23 protein-coding genes are annotated in these 25,150 nt (G+C 67.6%); 11 read left to right on the forward strand and 12 right to left on the reverse strand.

Features of this window, described 5'->3' with window-relative positions; translation table 11 throughout:
* Positions 1-36 precede the first annotated feature (36 nt).
* Positions 37-915, reverse strand: coding sequence for a helix-turn-helix transcriptional regulator (locus HWX22_RS07935; RefSeq protein ID WP_059529248.1), 879 nt, complete (start codon positions 913-915; stop codon positions 37-39).
* Positions 916-1,221: 306 nt separating this feature from the next.
* Here HWX22_RS07935 and HWX22_RS07940 point away from each other — a divergent pair, with 306 nt between their 5' ends.
* Positions 1,222-1,635 (forward strand): gamma-glutamylcyclotransferase family protein, encoded by a 414-nt coding sequence (locus HWX22_RS07940; RefSeq protein WP_175915351.1) that lies wholly within the window; start codon positions 1,222-1,224, stop codon positions 1,633-1,635.
* Positions 1,636-1,768: 133 nt separating this feature from the next.
* On the opposite strand, the gene aceB is transcribed toward HWX22_RS07940, so the two are convergent.
* Both aceB and HWX22_RS07950 read right to left on the reverse strand, forming a co-directional pair.
* The gene (gene aceB / locus HWX22_RS07945) at positions 1,769-3,361 is read right to left on the reverse strand and encodes a malate synthase A (protein ID WP_059701622.1); all 1,593 of its coding nucleotides are present in this window, start codon (positions 3,359-3,361) and stop codon (positions 1,769-1,771) included.
* Between the two features lie 67 nt (positions 3,362-3,428).
* Positions 3,429-4,190 carry a haloacid dehalogenase type II gene (locus tag HWX22_RS07950; protein ID WP_175915352.1) on the reverse strand — a complete coding sequence of 254 codons (762 nt, stop codon included), beginning with the start codon at positions 4,188-4,190 and terminating at the stop codon, positions 3,429-3,431.
* A 153-nt stretch (positions 4,191-4,343) separates the two neighbouring features.
* On the opposite strand from HWX22_RS07950, the gene HWX22_RS07955 reads away from it, so the two are divergent.
* Together HWX22_RS07955 and HWX22_RS07960 are read left to right on the forward strand one after the other, a co-directional pair.
* Positions 4,344-5,249, forward strand: coding sequence for a LysR family transcriptional regulator (locus HWX22_RS07955; protein WP_175915353.1), 906 nt, complete (start codon positions 4,344-4,346; stop codon positions 5,247-5,249).
* Positions 5,250-5,408: 159 nt separating this feature from the next.
* Positions 5,409-5,843, forward strand: coding sequence for a universal stress protein (locus tag HWX22_RS07960; RefSeq protein WP_057929788.1), 435 nt, complete (start codon positions 5,409-5,411; stop codon positions 5,841-5,843).
* 224 nt (positions 5,844-6,067) lie between these two features.
* Here the strand turns inward: HWX22_RS07960 and aceA are convergent, their stop codons facing one another.
* From aceA to HWX22_RS07975, 3 genes are all read right to left on the reverse strand, one after another.
* A complete protein-coding gene (gene aceA / locus HWX22_RS07965) occupies positions 6,068-7,375 on the reverse strand; it encodes an isocitrate lyase (protein WP_175915354.1) in 1,308 nt (435 codons plus the stop codon).
* Between the two features lie 387 nt (positions 7,376-7,762).
* Positions 7,763-9,304: a DEAD/DEAH box helicase gene (locus HWX22_RS07970; protein ID WP_059692009.1), complete on the reverse strand. Its 1,542-nt coding sequence runs from the start codon at positions 9,302-9,304 to the stop codon at positions 7,763-7,765.
* A gap of 359 nt (positions 9,305-9,663) precedes the next feature.
* The gene (locus HWX22_RS07975) at positions 9,664-9,933 is read right to left on the reverse strand and encodes an acyl-CoA-binding protein (protein ID WP_059529263.1); all 270 of its coding nucleotides are present in this window, start codon (positions 9,931-9,933) and stop codon (positions 9,664-9,666) included.
* A gap of 147 nt (positions 9,934-10,080) precedes the next feature.
* On the opposite strand from HWX22_RS07975, the gene tsaB reads away from it, so the two are divergent.
* Genes tsaB through HWX22_RS07995 form a run of 4 tightly spaced genes read left to right on the forward strand, consistent with a single transcriptional unit; the run spans position 10,081 to position 13,334 of the window.
* Complete coding sequence (tsaB, locus tag HWX22_RS07980) at positions 10,081-10,848, forward strand: tRNA (adenosine(37)-N6)-threonylcarbamoyltransferase complex dimerization subunit type 1 TsaB (RefSeq protein ID WP_175915355.1); 768 nt, start codon at positions 10,081-10,083, stop codon at positions 10,846-10,848.
* Entirely contained in the window at positions 10,845-11,345 is a 501-nt protein-coding gene (rimI, locus tag HWX22_RS07985) for a ribosomal protein S18-alanine N-acetyltransferase (RefSeq protein WP_059529269.1), read from the forward strand. The genes tsaB and rimI overlap by 4 nt, the downstream gene beginning before the upstream one ends.
* Positions 11,332-12,378, forward strand: coding sequence for a uracil-DNA glycosylase (locus tag HWX22_RS07990; protein WP_175915356.1), 1,047 nt, complete (start codon positions 11,332-11,334; stop codon positions 12,376-12,378). Before rimI ends, HWX22_RS07990 begins: the two co-directional genes overlap by 14 nt.
* On the forward strand, positions 12,375-13,334 hold the full coding sequence (locus HWX22_RS07995; protein WP_175915357.1) for a DUF1853 family protein: 960 nt from the start codon (positions 12,375-12,377) through the stop codon (positions 13,332-13,334). The genes HWX22_RS07990 and HWX22_RS07995 overlap by 4 nt, the downstream gene beginning before the upstream one ends.
* Positions 13,335-13,352: 18 nt before the next feature.
* On the opposite strand, the gene thiD is transcribed toward HWX22_RS07995, so the two are convergent.
* Complete coding sequence (thiD, locus tag HWX22_RS08000; RefSeq protein WP_175911664.1) at positions 13,353-14,162, reverse strand: bifunctional hydroxymethylpyrimidine kinase/phosphomethylpyrimidine kinase; 810 nt, start codon at positions 14,160-14,162, stop codon at positions 13,353-13,355.
* 58 nt (positions 14,163-14,220) lie between these two features.
* Positions 14,221-15,528, reverse strand: a complete 1,308-nt coding sequence (gene lplT, locus HWX22_RS08005) for a lysophospholipid transporter LplT (RefSeq protein ID WP_059817761.1) — start codon at positions 15,526-15,528, stop codon at positions 14,221-14,223.
* 218 nt (positions 15,529-15,746) lie between these two features.
* On the opposite strand from lplT, the gene alr reads away from it, so the two are divergent.
* The 3 genes from alr (at position 15,747) to HWX22_RS08020 (ending at position 18,620) form a co-directional block, all read left to right on the forward strand.
* Complete coding sequence (gene alr / locus HWX22_RS08010) at positions 15,747-16,817, forward strand: alanine racemase (RefSeq protein WP_059529283.1); 1,071 nt, start codon at positions 15,747-15,749, stop codon at positions 16,815-16,817.
* An 11-nt stretch (positions 16,818-16,828) separates the two neighbouring features.
* The gene (radA, locus tag HWX22_RS08015) at positions 16,829-18,205 is read left to right on the forward strand and encodes a DNA repair protein RadA (protein WP_044847946.1); all 1,377 of its coding nucleotides are present in this window, start codon (positions 16,829-16,831) and stop codon (positions 18,203-18,205) included.
* 148 nt (positions 18,206-18,353) lie between these two features.
* Positions 18,354-18,620: a DUF2866 domain-containing protein gene (locus HWX22_RS08020; protein WP_175915409.1), complete on the forward strand. Its 267-nt coding sequence runs from the start codon at positions 18,354-18,356 to the stop codon at positions 18,618-18,620.
* A 191-nt stretch (positions 18,621-18,811) separates the two neighbouring features.
* Here the strand turns inward: HWX22_RS08020 and HWX22_RS08025 are convergent, their stop codons facing one another.
* Complete coding sequence (locus HWX22_RS08025) at positions 18,812-20,743, reverse strand: ATP-binding cassette domain-containing protein (protein ID WP_059817756.1); 1,932 nt, start codon at positions 20,741-20,743, stop codon at positions 18,812-18,814.
* 136 nt (positions 20,744-20,879) lie between these two features.
* On the opposite strand from HWX22_RS08025, the gene HWX22_RS08030 reads away from it, so the two are divergent.
* Positions 20,880-21,359 carry a glutathione peroxidase gene (locus HWX22_RS08030; RefSeq protein WP_059529292.1) on the forward strand — a complete coding sequence of 160 codons (480 nt, stop codon included), beginning with the start codon at positions 20,880-20,882 and terminating at the stop codon, positions 21,357-21,359.
* A gap of 122 nt (positions 21,360-21,481) precedes the next feature.
* Here HWX22_RS08030 and cls read toward each other — a convergent pair whose 3' ends face one another.
* From cls to dapE, 3 genes are all read right to left on the reverse strand, one after another.
* On the reverse strand, positions 21,482-22,921 hold the full coding sequence (gene cls / locus HWX22_RS08035; protein WP_175915358.1) for a cardiolipin synthase: 1,440 nt from the start codon (positions 22,919-22,921) through the stop codon (positions 21,482-21,484).
* Between the two features lie 113 nt (positions 22,922-23,034).
* Positions 23,035-23,943 (reverse strand): 50S ribosomal protein L3 N(5)-glutamine methyltransferase, encoded by a 909-nt coding sequence (prmB, locus tag HWX22_RS08040; RefSeq protein ID WP_175915359.1) that lies wholly within the window; start codon positions 23,941-23,943, stop codon positions 23,035-23,037.
* Between the two features lie 11 nt (positions 23,944-23,954).
* A complete protein-coding gene (gene dapE / locus HWX22_RS08045) occupies positions 23,955-25,094 on the reverse strand; it encodes a succinyl-diaminopimelate desuccinylase (protein WP_059529300.1) in 1,140 nt (379 codons plus the stop codon).
* Between the last annotated feature and the right edge of the window lie 56 nt (positions 25,095-25,150).

Raw genomic sequence — 25,150 nt, forward strand, 5'->3', positions numbered from 1 at the left:
GCGTAACGGCACAATGCCGCAGGCAACATGGCGACGTCAGCGTGCGGTGCCGATCGCGTCATCGTCGGGGATGTCGCTGGTGGCGATGTCGTCTTCCGCGCCGCGATGCTCGTAGCCTCGCAGCATGAATGCGCGTGGACTTTCGCCGAACGCGCGCCGGAACATCGCCGAAAACGCGCTCTGGCTCTGGTAGCCGAGTTCGCGCGCGATATGCGATAGCGGACGCCCCTGGTTCAACAGCGGAATCGCGCGCGCGAGCAGCGCCTGCTGCCGCCACTGTGAAAAACTCACGCCCAGTTCCTGCTTGAACAGCCGCGAAATCGTGCGCGTGCTGGCGCCGACCTCACTCGCCCAGTGTTCGAGCGATTCCGCGTGCGCGGGTTGTGCGAGCACCGACTCGCACAGCAAGCGCAGCCGCTTCTCGTCGGGCATCGGCACCGCGAGCGGCAGCGGTTCGGCGCGGCTCAATTCGTCGAGCACGAGCCCGCACAGCAGCCGTTCGCGCTCGCCGCTCAGGTCGCGCGCGTCGAGTGCGACGATCAGTTCGCGCAGCAAGCCCGTCACCTCGACGACCCGGCACGCGTCGAGCCCGTCCGGCACGACCGACTCGTCGATATACAGCGTGCGCAAGTACGCTTCCTCGACGATCACGACCTCGTGCGTGACGTGCGGCGGCACCCAGATCGCGCGGGAGGGCGGCACCATCCAGGTCGTTCCGGTCGTCGCGACGCGCAGCACGCCGCGCGACGCATACGCAAGCTGCGCCCACGCGTGCGTGTGCAGCGGGATCCGGCGGCCGGCATCCACCTGCCGCGCCCGGACGCGCATCGGGTGGACGCGGGTCGGCGCGAACTCGGGCGGGATGTCGATGACGTCGTAGGGATTCGATGCGTCGGCTTGGGCAGGCGGATTCATGGACGATTCGGTCGGCGCGGCGGCAATGCCGTTATTTTAGAAGGCGCCGCACAGGCGCATGCGGCGGTTTTTCGGCCGATAATGCACCGTTCAAATGAACTTTGTATGGGGCCGCACGCATTCCGGCCCACGCAGCCGGGTTCAGGACGAGCGCGCCGCGTCATGCCGAAAGAACCATCGGGCCGCCGGCGCGGTCTATCGATGCGGGCGCGTCCTCGTGAGAGCGGCGCCCCGGCGACGCCGGCGCCCGCGGCGCGGCCGCGACGGCCCGGCACGGCAACACCTGAATCAACGAGGAGAACCACAATGCGCTACGTATTCGTCTACGGCACGTTGAGAGCGGGAGAAGCCAACGACATCGGCCATGCGGCCGCGCGGCACGGGATCGCCGCGCCGACGCTGCTCGGTGCGGCCGCGCTGCCGGGCGAACTGTACGATTTCGGCACGTATCCGGGCATGGTCGCCGGGCCGGCCGGCCAGTCGCTCGTATGGGGCGACGTCTACGAGATCGACGAACAACTGATGCCCGTGCTCGACGAGATCGAGCGCGTCTATCCGGGCGTCGACACGCTGTTCCGGCAGGAGCCGGTGACCGTCGAGCTCGGCGGCCGTACGTATGCGTGCGTCTACTATCCGGTCGCGGCGCATGCGGCAGCCGACCGTCCGCGCATTGTGTCGGGCGACTGGGTTCAGCACCGGCGCGAGCGGGAAGCCGCCTGAGCGTCCGCGCGGCGAACGGCTGCACGGTAAAAAGAAAAAGCGCCCCGCGGGGCGCTTTTTTCATGCCGCCGTGTCGCGCGTCGCGCGACCGGCGGGCCGGACGGGTGCGAGCAGGTCGACCCGGTCCGCGTCGTCAGATTTCCTCGTACAGCGGCAGCGTCAGGAATTCGGTGAAGCCTTCCGACGTCGACATCTGTTCGAAGATCGCCGCGGCACGCTCGTACGGCTGCGTGTTGCCGCCGACCGAACGCTTCACGTTCTCAAGCTCGACCTTCGCGAATTCGCGTACGAGCTCGGCGGTGACCTTGCGGCCGTCGTCGAGCACGCCCTTCGGCGAGCGGATCCACTGCCACACCTGCGAGCGGGAAATCTCGGCGGTCGCCGCGTCTTCCATCAGGTTGTGGATCGGCACGCAGCCGTTGCCGTCGAGCCAGGCGCCGAGATAATGGATGCCGACGTTGATGTTGTTGCGCAGGCCGGCTTCGGTGATCGGCGCTTCGGGCTGGAAGTCGAGCAGGTTCTTCCCTTCGATCTGGACGTCGTCGCGCTGCTTCGCGATCTGGTTCGGCTTGTCGCCGAGCACCTTGACGAATTCTTCCATCGCGATCGGCACGAGGCCCGGGTGCGCGACCCAGCCGCCGTCGTAGCCGTCGGTCGCGTCGCGCTGCTTGTCCGACCGCACGCCGCCCATCGCCTTGTCGTTCGCTTCCGGATCGTTCTTGATCGGAATCAGCGCGCTCATCCCGCCGATCGCCGGCGCGTTGCGCTTGTGGCAGGTCTTCAGCAGCAGCAGCGCGTATGCGCGCATGAACGGCACCGTCATCGTGATCTTCGAGCGGTCGGCCAGGCAGAAGTCGCGGTCGTTCTTGAACTTCTTGATCGCCGAGAAGATGTAGTCCCAGCGGCCGGCGTTCAGGCCCGAGCTGTGTTCGCGCAGTTCGTACAGGATCTCGTCCATCTCGAACGCCGCGAGGATCGTCTCGATCAGCACCGTCGCGCGGATCGTGCCGCGCGGCACGCCGACTGCCTCCTGTGCGGCGACGAAGATGTCGTTCCACAGGCGCGCCTCGAGATGGCTTTCCATCTTCGGCAGGTAGAAGTACGGTCCCGAGCCGCGCGCGATCAGTTCCTTCGCGTTGTGGAACAGGAACAGCGCGAAATCGAAGATGCCGCCGGACACGCGCTGGCCGTCGACCGTCACGTGCTTCTCGTCGAGGTGCCAGCCGCGCGGACGCACGATCAGCGTCGCGACCTTGTCGTTCAGCCGGTACGACTTGCCGTTCTGCTCGAGCGAAATCGTGCGGCGCACGGCGTCCTTCAGGTTGATCTGGCCGTCGATCTGGTTCGTCCAGTTCGGCGCGTTCGAATCCTCGAAGTCCGTCATGTACGAATCGGCGCCGGAGTTCAGCGCGTTGATGATCATCTTGCGCTCGACGGGGCCGGTGATCTCGACGCGGCGGCATTGCAGGTCGGCCGGCAGCGGCGCGACCTTCCAGTCGCCTTCGCGGATCGCCTTCGTATCGGCCAGGAAATCGGGGCGTTCGCCGGCGTCGAGGCGCTTGGTGCGCTCGACGCGGGCCTGCAGCAGTGCCTGGCGGCGCGGCTCGAACGCGCGGTGCAGCGCCGCGACGAGTGCGAGCGCTTCAGGCGTCAGGATCGCTTCGTAACCCGGCTTGATTTCGCCGGTGATCGCCATGCCTTGCGGCAGCGTGATCGGGGTGCTCATGAGTCTCATCTCCTTGGTCGGTCAGTTGCGGTTTCGGTGAAGGGGGAAGACGGCAGCGCTGCGAACGTCATGCGCCCGGGCCGGGGCGCGCGCGGTTCGCGGGTCTGCCGGACGGAGCCGGGGTGGCGAGGAATGCGAGCAGGTCGGCCATGCCGCTGCCGATGCCGTCGGGCGGCACGCCGAGTTCCTCGGCGGGCGCGCCCGTGCGGTTGAGCCAGAACGTCGTGTAGCCGAACCAGGTGGCGCCCGCGACGTCCCAGGCGTTCGACGACACGAACACGATGTCGCGCGGATTCGCGCCGAACGCGGCGGTGCCGAGCGCGTACGCGACCGGGCTCGGCTTGTACGCGCGCACCGCGTCGGCCGATAGCACACGATCGAACAGGCCGGTCATGCCGGCGCTCTTGATCGCGATGTCGAGCATCTCCGGGTTGCCGTTCGACAGGATCGCGAGCGGCGGGCGCGGTTCGAGCGCGCGCAGCTTGCGCAGCGCGGGCACCGTGTCGGGATAGGTGGACAGGCACGCGTATTCGTCCATCAGCCGCTTTTCGGCCGCGCTGTTGAGCGCGAGGCCGAGCAGGCGCGCGGCGAACCGCAGCGCGTCCAGCGTGATGTCGCGGAACGGCCGATAGCGCGCGCCGGACGGATCGGCGAGTGTGCGCAACTGCGAGTATTCGATTTGCTTGCGTCGCCACAGCTGCGACAACCGCTCCCCGTGACCGGGAAACATCTGCTCTGCCGCGGCCACGACCGCATGCACGTCGAACAACGTGCCGAATGCGTCGAAGAGGATTGCGTCGGGAGAGGAGAGTGTCGTTGTGGCCGACATAGCCTTGCGCTCCAGTTTCAGAGGTCGGGTCGATTCTATTCGTGATAACAGGTGCTAAAAAAGACGCTAATCATCACTTGATCTTTTACTTTCATATACATAATCTTGACCGCTCAAGCTATTTGGAGGGCGGGAGCGCCGCCCTGGCGAGTCATGGACCGGTTCAAACAGATCGAAACGTTCGCCGCGGTCGCGGCGAAGGGCAGCCTGTCGGCGGCCGCGCACGCGGAAGGCGTCGCGCCGGCGATCATCGGCCGCCGCCTCGACGCGCTCGAGGAGCGGCTCGGCGTCAAGCTGCTGGTGCGCACGACGCGCAAGCTCACGCTGACCTTCGAGGGTTCGGCCTTCCTCGAGGATTGCCAGCGGATCATCAACGACATGCAGAACGCGGAGGCGAGCGTGTCCGCCGGCGGCGTGAAGGCGAGCGGCCACCTGCGCATTTCCGCGCCGGCCGGCTTCGGCCGGCGCCACGTCGCGCCGCTCGTGCCCGAATTCAGCGGCGCGCATCCGGACGTGTCGGTCACGCTCGACCTGTCCGACCGGATGGTCGATCTCGTCAACGAAGGGTTCGATTGCGCGGTGCGGCTCGGCGAGCTGCCCGATTCGTCGCTGGTGTCGCTGAAGCTCGGCGAGAACCGGCGCGTCTGCGTCGCGTCTCCCGCGTATCTCGCGCGGCGCGGCACGCCGGCCACGCTCGCCGAACTCGCGCGCCACAACTGCCTCGCGCTTGCCGCGAACGCGAACCAGCAGCGCGGCTGGGCGTTCCAGGAGGACGAGAAGGTCGTGTCGATTCGCGTAAACGGCACGATGGAATGCTCGGACGGCGCGGTGCTGCACGAGTGGTGCCTCGCCGGGTACGGCCTGGCATGGCGCTCGTGGTGGGAAGTCGGCGACGACATCGCGGCCGGGCGCCTCGTCAGCGTGCTCGATGCGTTCGCGGCGCCGCCGATCGGCATCCACGCGGTATTTCCGCAGCGCCGCCACCTGCCGCTGCGCGTGCGCCTGTTTCTCGATTACCTGAAACATACGTACGAGCGGCCCGGGTATTGGGGCGAGTAGGGCGCGCCCGCCCGCGCGTTTCCGATATGAGGGCGAACCCGCTGCCGGCGCCGGTCGCCCGGTTTCGCGCACTACAATCGAAACTGGCATGCGCGACGCGCCGGGGTCGGCCCGCATGGGGTCGCGGCGCGTGCGGTGCGTCTGACGCAGGAGGGCGCGATGTTCCGGCACATCCTCGTTCCAACCGACGGTTCCGAGCTGTCGCAGAAGGCGATCGACGGCGCGATCGACCTGGCGCGCGCGGTCGGCGCGCAGGTCACGGCGTATGCGTGCCTGCCGCAGTATCCATACTCGCCGTTTTCCGAAGTGATCATCGAACCGCCCGCCGATTTCCGGGCGCGGAGCGAGCGCGAGGCGCGCGCGCACCTGGACGACGTGCAGGCGGCCGCGAAGGCGGCCGGCGTCGTCTGCGACAGCTGGACCAGCGTGCATCCGTCGCCGTACCTCGGCATCATCGAGGCAGCCGAACGCGGTGGCTGCGACGTGATCTTCATGGCGTCGCACGGACGCCGCGGGCTCGGCAGTCTGCTGATCGGCAGCGAAACTCAGCGCGTGCTGACCCATACGAAAATTCCGGTGATCGTCTATCGGTAGCCGCGGCGCCGTGTAGGGCCGCGCGGGCGGCGGCACGGCAGCGCCGCTGAAAAAAGGCGCGCCGGACGAAGCCGGCGCGCGTCGTTGCTGGCGGCCGCAGGCCGCGCGGCGGGTCGCACGGGTCACCGCGCGCCAGCCGTCTCCTCCCTGATTGTTGTCCCATGCCGCCGATGCCGCGCCGTCGCAGGACGGGCGGGCATCGGCGTGACGCTTGCTTTCACGTGTTATGCGACCTTCTTGCCGTCGAAGAACTGTTCGTCTTCGGTCGAGCCGTGCAGCGCGGTCGTCGAGGCTTCACGCTCGACCGTCTGCGTGACCGCGTCGAAGTAGCCGGTGCCGACTTCGCGCTGGTGCTTGACGGCCGTGAAGCCCTTGTCCGCCGCCGCGAACTCGGCCTGCTGCAGTTCGACGAACGCGCTCATCTGCGTGCGGGCATAGCCGTGCGCGAGGTTGAACATCGAGTAGTTCAGCGCATGGAAGCCGGCCAGCGTGATGAACTGGAACTTGTAGCCCATCGCGCCGAGTTCCTTCTGGAACTTCGCGATCGTCGCGTCGTCGAGATTCTTCTTCCAGTTGAACGACGGCGAACAGTTGTACGACAGCATCTTGCCCGGGAACTGCTTGTGGATCGCTTCCGCGAATTTCTTCGCGTACTCGAGATCCGGCTTGCCCGTTTCGCACCAGACGAGATCGGCGTACGGCGCATAGGCGAGGCCGCGCGAGATCGCCTGCCCAATGCCCGGCTTCGTCCGGAAGAAGCCTTCGACCGTGCGCTCGCCCGTCAGGAACGGCTTGTCGTTGTCGTCGATGTCGGATGTGATCAGGTCCGCCGCTTCGGCGTCGGTCCGCGCGACCAGCACGGTCGGCGTGCCCATCACGTCGGCCGCCAGACGCGCCGCCGACAGTTTCGCGACCGCTTCGCGCGTCGGCACGAGCACCTTGCCGCCCATGTGGCCGCACTTCTTCACCGACGCGAGCTGGTCCTCGAAGTGGACGCCCGATGCGCCTGCCTCGATCATCGCCTTCATCAGTTCGAACGCGTTCAGCACGCCGCCGAAGCCGGCTTCCGCATCGGCAACGATCGGCGCGAAGAAGTCGACGTAGCCTTCGTCGCCCGGGTTCTTGCCTTCGGACCACTGGATCTGGTCGGCACGCGTGAGCGTGTTGTTGATGCGCTTGACGACGAGCGGCACCGAGTTCGCCGGGTACAGCGACTGGTCCGGGTACATTTCGCCCGCCACGTTCGCGTCGCCGGCCACCTGCCAGCCGGACAGGTAGATTGCCTTGAGGCCGGCCTTCACCTGCTGCATCGCCTGATTGCCGGTCAGCGCGCCGAGTGCGTTGACGAACGGCTCTTCGTTGATGAGGTTCCACAGCTTTTCCGCGCCGCGCTTGGCCAGCGTGTGCTCGACGACGATCGAGCCGCGCAGGCGAACCACGTCCTCAGCCGTGTAGCTGCGCTTGGTACCCTTCCAGCGTGGATCGGTTTCCCATTGCTTTTGCAGTTCCTGTGCCTGTTGCTGTCGCGACATGATGAGCTCCTTGATGCGATGTGTTGCCAGATCGGTCGAATCGGACGGTACTGATGCCGTTCTCGAAACGGGGGGCAGGGTGTGCGCCGTTTTCGGGAAGTCTTGTATAAGAGTTTAGGCAAACCAATCGGAGCAAAACAGGGGCTGGCTCAGGAAGTTTTAAACTTTTTAATTGTTATTAATCAATGTGTTGAACATTATATTTCGCAATGGGAAACGATTTTTCCCATCTCGCAATTGTAAGGTTGTGCCGCGCAGCATGATTTTTTACGACTCAAAAAAATTTTCCGTATCGTGAAATCTGGCGCGGGACGAAAAAAAACCGGCGCGGGTGCGCCGGTCTGCCGGATGGGCGGGGCGGGGCGGCGCGGGGCCGCCCGGGCGTGCTTACGACGCCGAATTGCTGCGACGCGGGCCACCGCTGCGCTGGCCGTCGCGACGCGGGCCGCCGTCACGGCTGCCGCCCGGCTTGCCGCTCCAGCCGCCGCCATTGCCGCCGCCGTAGCTGCGGCCGTTGCCGCCATGACCGCCGCCCGGCTTGCCGCCGAAACGACGACCGCCGTTACCGCCGCCCGGACGGCCGCGGCCGCCGGTGCCGCGATCGTTGCGCGGGGGTGCCTTGCGCGGCTCGAAGCCTTCGATCACGTTGACCGGCAGCGGCGAACGCACGAAGCGCTCGATGCGCTTGAGCGCGCCTTGTTCGGCGTGGTGCACGAGGCTCACCGCGGTGCCCGAACGGCCGGCACGGCCCGTACGGCCGATACGGTGCACGTAGTCTTCCGCGAACTTCGGCAGGTCGTAGTTGAACACGTGCGTGATGCCCGGGATGTCGATGCCGCGGGCCGCGACGTCGGTTGCGACCAGCACGCGCACGCGGCGCTCGCGCAGCGCACGGATGGTGCGGTTGCGCGCGCCCTGCGGCAGGTCGCCGTGCAGCGCGGCCGACTGGAAGCCGGCGTCGGCGAGACGGCCGGCGAGCTGGTCGGCGTCGATCTTGGTCGCCGTGAAGATGATCGCCTGGTCGAGCGCGTCGTCGCGCAGCAGGTGATCGAGCAGACGATCCTTGTGATCGCGGTCGTCGACGTAGTGGACGGTCTGCGCGATGTTCGCGCGCGACTCGATCTTCGCCGTGATCTCGATGCGCTCCGGATCCTTCAGCAGGCGGCTCGTCAGCGAACCGATCTTGCCGTCGAGCGTGGCCGAGAACAGCATCGTCTGGCGCGACTCGGGCGTCGCGGCGACGATCGTCTCGATGTCGTCGATGAAGCCCATGTCGAGCATGCGGTCGGCTTCGTCGAGCACGAGCATCTTCAGTTCGGACAGGTCGATACGGCCGCGCTCGAGGTGGTCGAGCAGGCGGCCCGGCGTGGCGACCAGGATCTCGGGGTTCTTCGCGAGCAGCATCAGCTGCTGGCCGTAGGCGACGCCGCCGAGGATGCTGACCGTACGCAGACGCTTCAGGTGCTTGCCGTAAGTCGACGCGGCCGTGGTGACCTGCATCGCGAGTTCACGGGTCGGCGTCAGCACGAGCAGGCCCGGGCGGGCGACGGGTTGCGGGCGGCGCGCACGGCGGTCGCCCTGGTTCGGTTCACGCGGCGCACGCGGTTGCTGCGCCTGCGTCTTCTGAAGCTGCGCGAACCGTTCGATCGCGGGCAGCATGAATGCGGCCGTCTTGCCCGAACCGGTCGGGCTCGACACCAGCAGGTCACGGCCGGCGATGCCGGCCGGAATCGCGCGCTGCTGGACCGGCGTCGGCTTGGCGTAGCCGGCGGCCTGCAGCGCGGAGACGATCTCCGGCGACAACCCGAGCGACGCGAAAGTCGGCTCGTCCGACGCCGGTTCGACCGCGGCCGGTGCGGCGGCGTTCTCGAGACCGAGCGCCTGGTCGGCGATCGCGTTGAGCGGGCTGGAGTTGATGCTCGAAGTCATAACAATCCTTGAAACACAGTGGGTGAAACGTCGGCGCCAATCGCGCATACCCAAGTCGTCGGATTCAGCGAGCAAATCGGGAAACGGGTGCAATCCGCCGAACCGTCGGCGGATGAGGCATTAGAAGCTGTTTTGGGTGCGGCGCGCTTCTGGAGCGGGGCCGCCAGCCTGATAAGTGACGACCGCGAGGGTCGAAGCAGGAGGGGACAGGTTCTAAACCGGATTGGAGCTTAACGCTACGAGGCGTCGGGCCGGAACGGCTTGCGAGCCGAGCGCGGGAGATGACGCAGCCAGCATTATAAAGATATTTGCTGCGCTGCGCCACTGATTTGATTGCCTATTGCGGCGGGCGGGGCAGGTCAGGACGCCGTGCCGTTCTTCAGCGATTCGACGAGCTCGATGTATTGCTGCTTCGCCGCATCCTGGGTCGTGCCTTTCAGGGCTTCCCATGCGTCGTACTTGTACTTGCCGACGATATCGGTGAAGCCGGGCTTGTCGCCGTGCGCGTCGCCGTCGGTCGCCTGCTTGAAGAGCGCGTACAGGCGCAGCAGCGTCAGGTTGCCCGGTCGCTCGGTCAGTTGCTTGACGTCGATCTGGGCCTGGTCGAATTGGGCGGTGAGTTCGCTCATCGTGTGTCTCCGTAAGGGTTTCAAGTCGGCCGATCTTAACAAGCGCCGCGCCGCGCGGGGTCGAGCGATCCTTCCAAACCGCCAGCCGGGCGGCGTGCGCAACGCGATCGGGCCCGATCGCCCGTGGGAGCGGGGCGCCGCATTACAATGTCGGCCATGACGCAAACAGTGCTCCTCGCCATCGATACGTCGACCGAATACTGCTCGGTCGCGCTGCTGCGCTCGGCTTCGGCCGATGACGCCGTTTCCACCCCGCAAACCTGGGTCCGCCACGAGCTGACGGGCGCCGTGTCGAGCACGCGCGTGCTGCCGGCCATCCAGGAACTCTTCGCCGAATCGGGCCTCACGTTCGCCGATTGCGACGCGATCGCGTTCGGCGCGGGCCCCGGCTCGTTCACCGGGTTGCGTACCGCGACCGGCATTACCCAGGGGCTCGCGTTCGGGCGGGGGCTGCCGGTCGTGCCGGTCGGCACGCTGCTCACGTGTGCCGAGCATGCGCGACTGCGCGCGCCCGGCACGACGCGCGTGCTGGCCGCGCTCGATGCGCGGATGGACGAAGCGTACTGGGCCGATTTCGCGTGGGACGACCAGGCAGGCGACTGGCGAACGTTGCATCCGGCGTCGCTCGATGCGCCGGGCGCCGTCGGCGTGCCCGACGCGCCGTTCACGCTCGCGGGCAACGCGGCGGCCGCATTCGGCGCGCAGCTGCCGGCCGTGGCCGCCGCGGCCGTGATCGACGGCGACGCGCTGCCGCATGCGCTGGCGGTCGCGCATGCCGCGCTGCGGGCGTTCCGCGCCGGCCGTACGGTGCCGGCCGACCAGGCTGCACCGGAGTACGTGCGCGACAAGGTCGCGCAGACCACCGCCGAGCGCATCGCGGCCCGCGCCGCGCAGACGGGCGGAGCGAAAGGATGACGGGCGTATTGTTGAGCGACCGCTATCTGTCGCCGATGACGGATACCGATCTCGATGAAGTCGTCGCGATCGAGCAGGTCGCGTACGAATTCCCGTGGAGCCGCGGCAATTTCGAGGATTCGCTGCGCAACGGCTATTTCGGCGTGTGCCTGCGGCACGTGACGGGCGCGCTCGTCGGCTATTGCGTGCTGATGCCGGTCATCGACGAGATGCACCTGCTGAACTTGTGCGTCGCCCCGGCGGCCCAGCAGTCGGGCGCGGGTCTCGCGCTGCTGCGCGAAGCCGTGCGCATCTCGCGCGCCGAACGGCTCGACGGCGTGCTGCTCGAGGTGCGGCCGTCCAATCCGCGCGCGATCCATCTGTACGAGCGCTTCGGCTTCGTGACGATCGGCCGGCGCAAGAACTACTATCCGGCGCGGCATCGCAGCCGGGAGGACGCGATCGTGATGCGTCTGACGCTGAACAAGGACGAAGGGGACGCGCATGGCGTGGGCTGAAGCAGCGCTCGAGGAAATGGGGCTCGCGCAAATATGGGTGCGGCGCGGGCAGCGTGCGGAAGGCGATGAAGCGGGCGCTACGCCGACGGCTGCGTCCGGCGCGGGGGGCGAGGTGTCCGCCGTTGCGGCCGCAACCGTCGCGGCAACGCCTCGGCCGGTCGCGGAACAGCCTCGCGACACGCAGCCGCCTGCGACGCGTGCGTTCGCACGTGACGATACGCCGCCGGTCGGCGCAACCGCACGCAATGCGGCACCGGCGGGCGAGGCCGGTTCGGCCGCCCGTGTCGCGAGCGATGACGACCGCGCGCCCACCACGCCCGCGCCGGCCGCTGCCGCGGACGACATGCCGCCCGTCACCGAGGACGATTTCGCCTGGTTCGACGCGGCGCCGCCCGGCGATCCGCTGCCGCCGGCCGAATCGCGTCCCGCCGCAACCCCGGTGGCGATGCTCGACTGGGATGCGCTGGCCGACCGCGTTGCCGGCTGCACGAGCTGCCGCCTGTGCGAGAAGCGCACCAATACCGTGTTCGGTGTCGGCGATCGCGAGGCGGACTGGATGCTGATCGGCGAGGCGCCGGGCGAGAACGAGGACAAGCAGGGCGAGCCGTTCGTCGGCCAGGCCGGCAAGCTGCTCGACAACATGCTGCAATCGCTCGCGCTCAAGCGCGGCGACAACGTCTACATCGCGAACGTGATCAAGTGCCGCCCGCCGGGCAACCGCAATCCGGAACCGGACGAGGTCGCGCGCTGCGAGCCGTACCTCCAGCGCCAGGTCGCGCTCGTGAAGCCGAAGCTGATCGTCGCGCTCGGCCGTTTCGCCGCGCAGACGCTGCTGAAGACGGACGCGAGCATTGCCTCGCTGCGCGGCCGCGTGCACACGTATGAAGGCGTGCCGGTAATCGTTACCTATCACCCGGCGTACCTGCTGCGCAGCCTGCAGGACAAGTCGAAGGCGTGGGCCGACCTGTGCCTGGCGCGCGACACGTTCCAGCGGCCTGAGGGTGACGACGCGAACGGGCCGGCCGGACAATGACGCGCGGCGCGGCGTTCGCGTTCGTCGATACGCTGCACGATGCCGCGGTCCGCGATCTGGGCTGGCTTCTCGCGAGCCCGAGCCTGCTCACCGCGGCGCCCGGCGCGCCGCTCGCGCATCCGTGGTCGGACGCGGTCGAGCGGGTGGCCGTCGAAGCGTGGCTCGTCGCGCTCGATGCCGCGCCGGCGCCGCTGCACCGCGCACTCGACGGGCTGCGGCCCGTGCGACTCGGCCGCTATGCCGAGTGCCTGCTCGAGTATTTCCTCACGCACGGGCCGTCGCTGCGGCTCGTCGCCGCCAATCTGCCGCTGCGCAGCAACGGCAAGACGCTCGGCGAAGTCGATTTCCTCGTCGATGCGCCGGGCGGGCAGCGCCTGCACTGGGAACTCGCGGTGAAGTGCTATCTGTGCGCGCCGGTGGACGGCGACGCAACGCTCGCGGATTTCGTCGGGCCGAATCTTGTCGACCGCCTCGACCGCAAGCGCAGCCGGTTGCTCGAGCATCAATTGCGGCTGAGCGATCGCCACGGGTTCGCGCTGCTCGGCTACGGCGCGCCGTCCGATGCACAGATGTTCATCAGGGGCTGGCTGTTCTATCCACACGGCGTGCCGCTGCCGCCGGTGGCTGCAGAAATCGCGGCCGATCATCCGCGCGGGTTCTGGCTCACGCATGCGCAGTGGCCGGCCTGGGCGGCCGCGCAACCCGGTGGAGCGGCGTGGAACGTGCTGCCGCGGCTGGCGTGGCTCGCGCCGCGGCGGGCGGCGGTGGACGCCGCGCCCGAAGCGCTGGCGCAGTCGCTCGCGCTGCCGTCCGTATTGACGGCGCGCCAGGCGCCTGCCTTGATCGGTGTGCATCGACAGGACCGCGACGGCGTATGGCGGGAGACGGCACGCGGCTTCATCGTCCCGGACGACTGGCCGGCGCGTGCGCGGGCGTTCGCCGCGCAGGACCACTGACGCCGCGTCAGCCGGCGCTTACCACCAGCGATGGAAGTGATGGACGGGGCCGACGCCGTGGCCGACGTCGAGCTGACCACTCGCGGCGATCGCGCCGGTCAGATAGGCCTTTGCTTCGCGCACCGCGCTCTCGAGATCGGGCTGTTGCGGCAGCAGCGCGGCGATCGCCGACGACAGCGTGCAGCCGGTGCCATGCGTATTGCTGACCGGCACGCGCGCACCGTCGAACCGCACCGTATGCGCCGCGTCGACGAGCCAGTCGGGGCTCGCGGCGGCATCGGGCAGATGGCCGCCCTTCATCAGCACGGCGCGCGCACCGGTCTTCAGCAGCAGTTGACCTTGCCGGACCATCTCGTCTTCGGTCGTCGCGGGCGTATCGCCGAGCAGGGCGGCCGCTTCGGGCAGGTTCGGCGTGACGACGGTCGCGAGCGGCAGCAGCGCGTCGCGCAACGCGTCGACCGCATCGGGCGCGAGCAGCGCATGCGAGCTCTTCGAGATCATCACCGTGTCGAGCACGACGAAGCGCGGCGCATGGCGCCGCAGCGCGTCGGCCACCGCGTGCACGATCGCCGCGTTCGCGAGCATGCCGATCTTGACCGCGTCGATGCGGATGTCGTCGAACACCGCGTCGAGCTGCGCGGTCACGAACGCGGCGTCCGGCGCGTGCACGCCGGTCACGCCGCGCGTGTTCTGCGCGGTCAGCGCGGTGATCACGCTCGCGCCGTACGCGCCGAGCGCGGAGAAGGTCTTGAGGTCGGCCTGGATGCCCGCGCCGCCGCCCGAGTCGGAGCCGGCGATCGTCAGGACGTTGGGTATCGGGTGCGTCATGATGGCAAGGCGCCGGTTCGAATACCGGCGCCGACGGACGAAAACGGGAAGTGTAGCGTCAGTGCCGCGATTCGCCGATCAGCGCGACCGAGTCGAACTGACGCTGGTTCGCCTGGTGGCGGCGCATCACGAGCCACATCGTCAGGCAGACGAACGTGCCGAACAGCACGATCACGACGCCGACCGGCACGTCGAGCCAGACCAGCACCGCATACAGGCACAGCATCACGAGCACCGACAGGTTCTCGTTGAAATTCTGCACCGCGATCGAGTGGCCGGCCGACAGCAGCACGTGGCCGCGATGCTGCAGCAGTGCGTTCATCGGAACCACGAAGTAGCCGGACAGCGCGCCAACGCAGATCAGGAAGATGTACGCGACGATCAGGTACGCCGGCAGGCGCAGGTGGCCGAAGTGCACGGCCCAGTGCGACGGGAACAGGTCGCGCGTGTAGAACGCCATCAGCATGACCGCGATGCCCATGATGATGCCGACGGGCAGCACGGTGAGCGACTTCTTCAGCGGGATCCGCGCGGCGGCGGCGATCGCGCCGCCCGCGACGCCGACCGCGACCACCGCCTGCAGGATCGCGCCTTCGGACAGCGACATGTTGAGCGAGACTTCGGCCCACTTCAGCACGATGAACTGCAGCGTCGCGCCGGCGCCCCAGAACAGCGTCGTGACCGCGAGCGAGATCTGGCCGAGCTTGTCGCGCCAGAGCACCATGAAGCAGTCGGCGAAGTCGGTGAGGAGCTTGACCGGGCCACGCTCCTGCTTCGGGTAGCGCGCGCCCGTATCGGGGATCCGCAGGTTGAAGATGGCGGCGATCACGTAGATCGCCATGATGATCACCATCGCCGCTTCGGCGGGCGTGGCGATCCAGGCTGGCGTGTGCGCGATCACGTGCGACGCGATGTGCGGGCTGATCAGCGCGCCGCCGAGCACGGTGCCGAGGATGATCGAGCTGACGGTCGTGCCTTCGATCCAGCCGTTCGCGGCGACGAGCCTGTCGGCCGGCAGCAGCTCGGTCAGAATGCCGTATTTCGCGGGCGAGTAGGCTGCGGCGCCGAAGCCGACGATCCCGTACGCGATCAGTGGATGAGCGCCGAGCAGCATGATCAGGCAGCCGACCACCTTGATCGAGTTGGTGATGAACATCACTCGGCCCTTCGGGCGCGAGTCGGCGAACGCACCGACATACGCCGCCAGCACCACGTAGGACAACACGAAGAACAGCTTGAGCAGCGGTGTCATCCAGTTGGGGGCGTGGAGGTCTTTCAGCAGGGCGATGGCGGCGATGAGAAGCGCATTGTCGGCCAACGACGAGAAAAACTGCGCGGCCATGATGGTGTAAAAACCTTTTTTCATCTGATGCGATGCTTTCGTCGCTGCGGCAGGGCCGCGTAGGCCGCCTGGTATGCGATCGGCTTATTCCGTTCGAAATGGGTTGTGCGCACGGCTTTATAACACGAAAATACGGCAATTCGGACTAGCAAGATTCCCCGATCGTTCCGCAAATTGTCGGCTTCGGTGCTCAAAAGGCGCGGTAAGCTGATGATTCGCAAGCGTCTTTACGTAAATTTCCCATGCCGCGCCCGATCTCCGCCACCATCCACACCGCCGCTCTCGCGAACAATCTCTCCGTCGTCCGCCGATTTGCCGGCCCGTCCAAGGTCTGGGCGGTCGTCAAGGCCAACGCGTACGGCCACGGTCTCGCGCGCGTGTTTCCCGGCCTGCGCGGCACCGACGGCTTCGGCCTGCTCGACCTCGACGAGGCCGTGAAGCTGCGCGAGCTCGGCTGGGCCGGCCCGATCCTGCTGCTCGAAGGGTTCTTCCGCTCGACCGACATCGACGTGATCGACCGCTACAGCCTCACGACCACCGTCCACAACGACGAACAGATGCGGATGCTGGAGACGGCGCGGTTGTCGAAGCCGGTCAACGTGCACCTCAAGATGAACAGCGGGATGAACCGGCTCGGCTACGTGCCGGAGAAATACCGCGCCGCGTGGGAGCGCGCCCGCGCGTGCCCCGGCATCGGCCAGATTACGTTGATGACCCATTTTTCGGACGCGGACAACGAGCGCGGTGTGGCCGAGCAGCTCGCGACGTTCGAGCGCGGTGCGGAAAACATTGCCGGTGCGCGCAGTCTCGCGAATTCGGCTGCCGTGCTGTGGCATCCGGATACGCACTTCGACTGGGTGCGCCCGGGGATTGTGCTGTACGGCGCGTCGCCGTCGGGGCTGTCGGCCGACATCGCCGACACGGGCCTGAAGCCCGCGATGACGCTCGCGTCCGAGCTGATCGCCGTGCAGACGATCGCGAAGGGGCAGGCGATCGGCTACGGCTCGACGTTCTCCGCGCAGGCGCAGATGCGCATCGGCGTCGTCGCGTGCGGCTATGCGGACGGCTATCCGCGCGTCGCGCCCGAAGGCACGCCGGTGATCGTCGACGGCATCCGCACGCGGATCGTCGGCCGCGTATCGATGGACATGATTACCGTCGACCTGACGCCGTGCCCGCAGGCCGGCGTCGGCGCGCGGGTCGAGCTGTGGGGCGACGCGCTGCCGATCGACGACGTCGCGCGCCATTGCGGGACCATCGGCTATGAACTGATGTGCGCGGTCGCCGGCCGCGTGCCGGTGCGCGCGGAATAAGGGCAGCACGCGTGGCAAAACAGAAAACCGTCTACGTCTGCAGCGAGTGCGGCGGACAAACCCCGAAGTGGCAGGGGCAATGCCCGTCGTGCCAGGCCTGGAACACGCTCGTCGAATCGGTCGCCGAGTCTCCGGCCGCCCATCGCTTCCAGTCGCTCGCGAAGCGGGCGCCCGTGCAGCGGCTTGTCGACATCGAGGCGGCCGACGTGCCGCGCTTCTCCACCGGCATCGGCGAATTCGACCGCGTGCTGGGCGGCGGGCTGGTGCCGGGCGGCGTCGTGCTGATCGGCGGCGATCCGGGCATCGGCAAGTCGACGCTGTTGCTGCAGTCGCTCGCGGACATCGCGAGCGAGCGTCGTGCACTCTATATCAGCGGCGAGGAATCGGCCGCGCAGATCGCGTTGCGCGCGCAACGGCTCGCGCTGCTCGACGGCGGCGCGCCGGCGGCCGAGTTGAAGCTGCTCGCCGAAATCCAGCTCGAGAAGATCCAGGCCGCGATCGATGCGGAACGGCCGGACGTTGCCGTCATCGACTCGATCCAGACTGTCTATTCCGAAGCGCTGACGTCGGCGCCCGGTTCGGTGGCCCAGGTGCGCGAGTGCGCGGCGCAGCTCACGCGCATCGCGAAGCAGTCCGGCACCGCGATCATCATGGTCGGACACGTGACGAAGGAGGGCAACCTCGCCGGCCCGCGCGTGCTCGAGCACATTGTCGACACTGTGCTGTATTTCGAAGGCGACACCCATTCGTCGTTCCGGCTCGTGCGCGCGTTCAAGAACCGCTTCGGTGCGGTCAACGAACTCGGCGTGTTCGCGATGACCGAGCGCGGGCTGCGCGGTGTCGCGAATCCGTCCGCGCTGTTCCTGTCGCAGCATGAGCAGGTCGTGCCGGGTTCCTGCGTGCTCGTCACGCAGGAGGGCACACGCCCGCTGCTCGTCGAAATCCAGGCGCTCGTCGATACGGCCCACGTGCCGAACCCGCGCCGGCTCGCGGTCGGCCTCGAGCAGAACCGGCTCGCGATGCTGCTCGCGGTGCTGCACCGTCATGCGGGCATCGCGTGTTTCGATCAGGACGTGTTTCTGAACGCGGTGGGCGGCGTGAAGATCACCGAACCGGCCGCCGACCTCGCGGTGCTGCTCGCGATCCATTCGTCGATGCGCAACAAGGCGCTGCCGAAGGGCCTGATCGTATTCGGCGAAGTGGGGCTGGCGGGCGAGATCCGGCCGTCGCCGCGTGGCCAGGAACGGCTGCGCGAGGCGGCGAAGCTTGGTTTCACCGCAGCGCTGATCCCGAAGGCGAATGCGCCGAAACAGCCGATCGAAGGGCTGAACGTGATGGCCGTCGAGCGGATCGAGCAGGCGATCGACCGCGTGCGCGATCTCGAATGACCGTGGTGGCCGGCACCCGCGCGTGCCGGCCCGCCCCGATCTGTCGCGTAATTCGTTGTAAAGAATATGTAGGCTGATGTAACCCGCCGGACATCGCTTTTCCCTATCCTTTGCCGGATTGTCGAACCGCGCAATGCGAAGGGAACCTATGTTCAAACAGTATGGGGAAACGCCGGGCGGACGCAGTTACAACCTGCGCGGCTGCCGCGTGTCGGAGCCGATCGTTCGGCCGTGGGGCGGTGGATGCCGGATCGTCGAGTGGATCGACGACGAAGGGCGCATCGCGCGCCGGGTCGTGTCCGAGGACGTGACGGAAGCGGAGGTTGCCGCGGCGATCCGCCGGCCGACCGAAGGGCGGCGTCACCTGATGGACGACGACGAGCAGATGCCGCGCGATACGTTGCCGCGGCGTTGAGCGGACGGCGGGGCCGACGAACGGCCGACGCGACAACGGCGAACGCGACAATGACGAAGAGGCCGGGCCTGAGTGCCCGGCCTTGTCGTTTCCGGGCCCGGCGCAGCCGGGCGGTGCGTCGGGCGTCGACGCATCCCGGGGGTGCCGCGCGTGGCAGATGAAGCGATCGGCCGACGGCGCCCGGGCCCTGGTCAGCCGATCTGCTCGAGCTCTTCCTGCACGGCGAGCCAGTCCGCCTCGACCGTTTCGAGCCGGGTATTGACCTCACCGAGCTTGCGGATCGCGTCGGTCAGTTCCGTCTTGCGCGCGGCCTCGTAGCTCGCCGGATCGGCGACGAACGCGTCGAGGCGAGCCTTCTCCGCGTGCAATGTTTCCATTTCCTTTTCGAGCTTCGTGATGCGGTTCTGCAGCGGTTTCTTCAACTGCGACAACCGCTGGCGCTCCTCGGCCGCCTGACGTTTCTGATCCTTGCGGTTGACGCCCGGATCCACACCCGCTGCTGCCGCGCTGTCGGCCTTCGCGGCTGCGCGCTGCTCGGCCGCATGCTGCAGGAGCCAGTCGCGGTAATCGTCGAGATCGCCGTCGAACGGCTGCAGACGGTGTTTCGCGACGAGCATGAACTGGTCGGTGGTCGCGCGCAGCAGGTGGCGGTCGTGCGAGACGAGGATCAGCGTGCCTTCGAACTGCGCGAGCGCCATCGTCAGCGCGTGACGCGTTTCGAGGTCGAGGTGGTTGGTCGGCTCGTCGAGCAGCAGCAGGTTCGGCTTCTGCCAGATGATCAGCGCGAGCGCGAGCCGCGCTTTCTCGCCACCCGAGAACGGGCCGACCGGGCTCGTCGCCATGTCGCCCGAGAAATTGAAGCCGCCGAGGAAGTCGCGCAGTTCCTGCTCGCGCGTATCGGGGGCGAGCCGGGCGAGATGCGCGAGCGGCGAATCGTCCTCGCGCAGCGTTTCGAGCTGGTGCTGCGCGAAATAGCCGATCGTCAGCCCCTTGCCGTCGCGCACGTGGCCCGACAGCGGCGCGAGCGTGCCGGCCAGCGTCTTGATCAGCGTCGACTTGCCCTGGCCGTTCGCGCCGAGCAGGCCGATGCGCTGGCCGTTCTGGATCGACAGCGCCACGCGTTCGACGATCGGGATGTCGGTTCCGTCGTCGGCGTGGTAGCCGCAGCGGACGTCCTCCATCACCATCATCGGATTCGGCGCCGCATCGGGCGTGCGGAACTCGAAGGTGAACGGCGATGCGATGTGCGCGGGCGCGATCAACTCCATTTTCTCGAGCGCCTTCATCCGGCTTTGCGCCTGCTTGGCCTTGGTCGCCTTGGCCTTGAAGCGGTCGACGAAGCTCTGCAGGTGCTCGATCGTCTTCTGCTGCTTTTCGTATGCGCTTTGCTGCAGCGCCAGTTGTTGCGCGCGCAGCACTTCGAATTGCGAGTAATTGCCGCCGTAGCGCTTCACCTGGCGATTTTCCAGATGCAGCGTGACGTTGCAGATCGAGTCGAGGAATTCGCGGTCGTGCGAGATCACGACGAGCGTGCCAGCGTAGCGGTGCAGCCAGTCTTCGAGCCAGACGATCGCGTCGAGGTCGAGGTGGTTGGTCGGTTCGTCGAGCAGCAGCAGGTCGGAGCGGCACATCAGCGCCTGCGCGAGGTTCAGCCGCATGCGCCAGCCGCCGGAGAAGCTGGCGACCGATTCGCGCGTCTGCGCGAGCGTGAAGCCGAGGCCGAGCAGCAGTGCTTCGGCGCGCGCCGGTGCGGTATAGCCGTCGGCGTCGGCGAAGGCCGCATGTGCGTCGGCCTCGGCTGCGCCGTCATGCGCGGCCGAGGCGGCGGCGATGCGCGCTTCGATCTCGCGCAGCGCGGTGTCGCCGTCGAGCGTGTAGTCGAGCGCCGAGCGGTCGACGGCGGGCGTTTCCTGCGACACGTGGGCGATCCGCCACGACGGCGGCATCGCGAAATCGCCGGCGTCGGAATGCAGCTCGCCGCGCAGGACCGAGAACAGCGTCGATTTGCCGGCGCCGTTCGCGCCGATCAGGCCGGCCTTTTCGCCGGGATTGAGCACGAACGAGGCCGACTCGAACAGCGGCTTGGTGCCGCGCGCAAGGCTGAACTGATTGAAACGGATCACGGCGGGAATGACTGACCAAAACCGCTATTCTAGACTGCGCGCGCATCGCCCCGGATATCGGCCGTTCGGCAGGTGCCGCAACGGCACGATTTGGCCTAGACTCCACCTCGATCCGGTTTCGTAAAAGGAGTGCCCGATGTCCACCCTGTATTCGTTCAGCGCAGAGACGCTCGCCGGTGAGCCGGCGTCGCTCGATGCGTACCGCGGCAAGGTGCTGCTGATCGTCAATACCGCGAGCGAGTGCGGTTTCACGCCGCAGTATGCGGGCCTGCAGAAGCTGTACGACCAGTACGCGGCGCGCGGTTTCTTCGTGCTCGGCTTCCCGTGCAACCAGTTCGGCAAGCAGGAGCCGGGCGACGCCGCGCAGATCGGCGCGTTCTGCGAGCGCAACTACGGCGTCACGTTCCCGATGTTCGCGAAGATCGACGTGAAGGGCGACCACGCGCATCCGTTGTACCGCTACCTGACCGACGAGGCGCCCGGCATCCTCGGCCTCAAGGCGATCAAGTGGAATTTCACGAAATTCCTGATCGACCGTGACGGGCGGATCGTCAAGCGCTATGCGCCGTCGACGAAGCCCGAGGACATCGCCGCGGATATCGACAAGCTGTTGTAACGCCGAGAAGCGGCGGGGGGGAGCTGTTCGGACCGAGCGGGCAGTGGCGGCCGCGCCGAGCCGAATCCCGCGAAAGCGTGTGCCGTCATCCAGGCAGCGCACGTTCGGCGCTCGCGCGGCCGCTACAGGATCGGCGCGAACAGGCGCGCGACGTGCATCGCGATGCGTCGCCACGCGGGCGAGCGCCGATACTCGTTCGCATCGACTTCGTAGGCCAGTGCGAAATCGGCGTCGAGCATGGCCTCGACCTCGTCGGCGAACGTGCGATCGACGGTCAGCACCATGATTTCGAAGTTGAGCCGGAACGAACGGTTGTCGAGATTCGCGCTGCCGATCGCGGCGGCGACGCGGTCGATCAGCACGACCTTCTGGTGCAGGAAGCCGGGCCGGTAGCGGAACACCTTGACGCCCGCGTCGACGAGATCGCGCGCATAGAGCCTGGACGCCTCGAACACGACGTAGTGGTCGCGCCGGCTCGGGATCAGGATGCGCACGTCGACGCCGCGCATCACCGCGAGCTTCAGCGCGGCGATCACCGCTTCGTCGGGTACGAGATACGGCGTCGTGATCCAGATCCGTTCGCGCGCGGCGTTGATCGCCTCGACGAAGAACAGCGAGCCGGTTTCCTGTTTGTCGGCCGGCCCCATCGGCACGGCGAGGCAATGCATCGCGTCGTCGGGCAGCGCCTCCGGCGGCGTGGCGAGCGTCGGCAGCGTCTGCGTGGCCCAGTGCCAGTCTTCGGCGAACACGTACTGAATGCTGGCCACCACGGGGCCGCGGATCTCGATATGAGTGTCGCGCCACGGCGACAGGCGCCGGTTCGCGCCGAGATATTCGACGCCGACGTTGAGGCCGCCGACGAACGCGCGATTGCCGTCGACGACGACGATCTTGCGATGGTTGCGGAAGTTGAGCTGGAAGCGGTTGACGAACTTGCGGTGGGTCGCGAACGGATGGACCTCGACGCCGCCACGGCGCAGCGTGTCGACGTAGCTGTGCGGCAGGTCGAAGCTGCCGATGCTGTCGTACAGCAGGTAGCAGCGCACGCCGGCCGCCGCGCGGGCGAGCAGCGCGTCGCGCAGCATCTGGCCGAGCGCGTCGTCGCGCACGATGAAGAACTGGACGATTACGTAGTCGCGCGCGGCGTCGATCGCCGACAGGATCGCCGAGAAGGTCGCGTCGCCGTTCACGAGTGTGCGCACCGCATTGCCGCCGACGAACGGCATTCCGCCCAGCCGCGTAAGCGCGAGCACGGCGGCTCGGCCGATCGCGTCGGCGGCCGGCCCGTCGGTTGCGTTCGCATCGGGCCACGGCGCGCGCGGTGTGTGCGTGCGTAGCGCTTCCATCTCGTGGCGCCGCGCGTCGACATAGCCGGAGAACTTGCTGCGGCCGAGGAACAGATAGGGAATGAGCGTCAGGTACGGCATCGCGGCGAGCGATACCGCCCACGCGATCGCGCCTTGCGACGTGCGCGTGTTCAAGATCGCGTGACACGCCGCAATGATCCCGAGCACATGGATGGCCAGGATCAGGGTGCCGAGGTGTAACCAGTCGAGGGTCATGGGCGCGTGACGGACTCCTGAGGTCGTGCGGCGCGACAGCCGCTTACGCGCATCTTACCGAACCGTGCGGGACAGCGGTGTGCCGTACCGCACGGTTCGGTCGTGGGGTGCCGTCAGGCCTTGCGCGGCAGGTCCGACGCCTGGATCAGGAACACGGCGTCGTCGCCCGCGCTGGTGGGCAGCCACGTGAGCTCGAGGCCGCCGAACGCGGCTTCGACGTGCTCGCGCTCGTTGCCGATCTCGACGACGAGCACGCCGTCGTCGTGCAGCCACTTGTGCGCTTGCCCGATGATGCGTCGCACGATGTCCATGCCGTCGTCGCCGCCCGCGAGCGCCATCTCCGGCTCGTGCCGGTATTCGGGCGGGAGGGCCGCCATCGACGTTGCGTTCACGTACGGCGGATTCGTCAGGATCACGTCGTAGCGTGTGTCGGGCTCGGCGCGGAACGCGGGCAGCGGCGCGTAGAGGTCGCCGTGATGCAGCGTGATGCGATCGTCGAGACCATAGTCGTGCACGTTGATCCTGGCGACTTCGAGTGCCTTCTCGGACAGGTCGACCGAGTCGATCTCGGCATTCGGGAACGCGCTGGCCGCGAGAATCGCGAGGCAGCCGGAGCCGGTGCACAGCTCGAGCACCGCGCCGACCTGTTCGGGATCGGCGACATACGGCTGCAGCCCGTCGTCGAGCAACTCGCCGATGAACGAGCGTGGCACGATCACGCGCTCGTCGACGTAGAAGCGGTGGCCGTGCATCCACGCTTCATGCGTGAGATAGGCGGCCGGCACGCGGTCGGTCGCGCGTCGTTCGATCACCGCGAGCACTGCCGCGATTTCGTCGGGCAGCAGGCGAGCATCGAGGAACGGCTCGAGCGTGTCGAGCGGAAGGTCGAGCGTGTGCAGCACGAGGTAGGCGGCTTCGTCGTACGCGTTGTCCGAGCCGTGGCCGAACGCGAGCTTCGCCTTCGAGAAGCGCGTGACCGCATAGCGCAGCAGGTCGCGAACGGTTGCAAAAGGTGTCGTCATGCGAGGCTCCGTCAGGCAATCAGTTGTTCGAGCACGCGGCGGTACACGTTCTTCAGCGGGTCGACGAAGCGCACGTCGATGTGTTCGTCGATCTTGTGGATGCTGCCGTTCGGCGGGCCGAACTCGATCACCTGCGGGCAGATGCGCGCGATGAAGCGCCCGTCGGACGTGCCGCCCGTCGTCGACAGTTCGGTCGTGAGGCCGGTTTCGGCGCGGATCGCGTTCTCGAGCGCGTTCGACAGGTCGCCGCGCGGCGTGAGGAACGGCAGGCCGCTCACCGACCACTTCAGCGTGTACTCGAGGCCGTGCTTGTCGAGGATCGCATGCACGCGTGCCTGCAGGCCTTCGACGGTGCTCGCCGTCGAAAAGCGGAAGTTGAACATCAGGTCCGCGTGGCCGGGGATCACGTTGGTCGCGCCGGTGCCCGCATGCAGGTTCGACACCTGCCAGGTGGTCGGCGGGAAGTATTCGTTGCCTTCGTCCCACTGTTCGGCGGCGAGCTCGGCAAGCGCCGGCGCGAGCAGGTGGATCGGGTTCTTCGCGAGGTGCGGGTACGCGATGTGGCCCTGCACGCCCTTGACGATCAGTTCGCCCGACATCGAGCCGCGGCGGCCGTTCTTCACGACGTCGCCGAGTTCGGCGGTCGACGTCGGCTCGCCGACGATGCAGTAGTCGAGGCGTTCGCCGCGCGCTTCGAGCAGCTCGACGACCTTCACGGTGCCGTCGGTGGCCGGTCCTTCCTCGTCGCTCGTGATCAGGAACGCGATCGCGCCGCGATGGCCGGGGTGGGCCGCGACGAATTCCTCGGAGGCGACGACGAACGCCGCGAGCGACGTCTTCATGTCGGCCGCGCCGCGGCCGTACAGCTTGCCGTCGCGATGCGCGGGAATGAACGGTGGCGAAGTCCACTGCTCGAGCGGGCCGGTCGGCACGACGTCGGTGTGGCCCGCGAACGCGAGCAGCTTGCCGTCGCGGCCGTCGGTGCCGCGCTTGACGGCCCACAGGTTGGTCACGCCGTGCGACGCGATGGTCTCGCATTCGAAGCCGAGCGCAGCGAGGCGCTCGGTCATGATCTGCTGGCAATGCTGGTCGTCGGGCGTGACGGACGCGCGGGCGATCAGCTGTTCGGTAAGGGCTAGGGTGGCGGACATGGTTCGGACCACTTTCGATAAAAAATGCCGGCGCGGTGGCCGGCAGCGATGGGGCG

Origin of the sequence: Burkholderia sp. BCC1638 (genome assembly GCF_902833195.1) — a bacterium.
Taxonomy (GTDB): Bacteria; Pseudomonadota; Gammaproteobacteria; order Burkholderiales; family Burkholderiaceae; genus Burkholderia; species Burkholderia diffusa.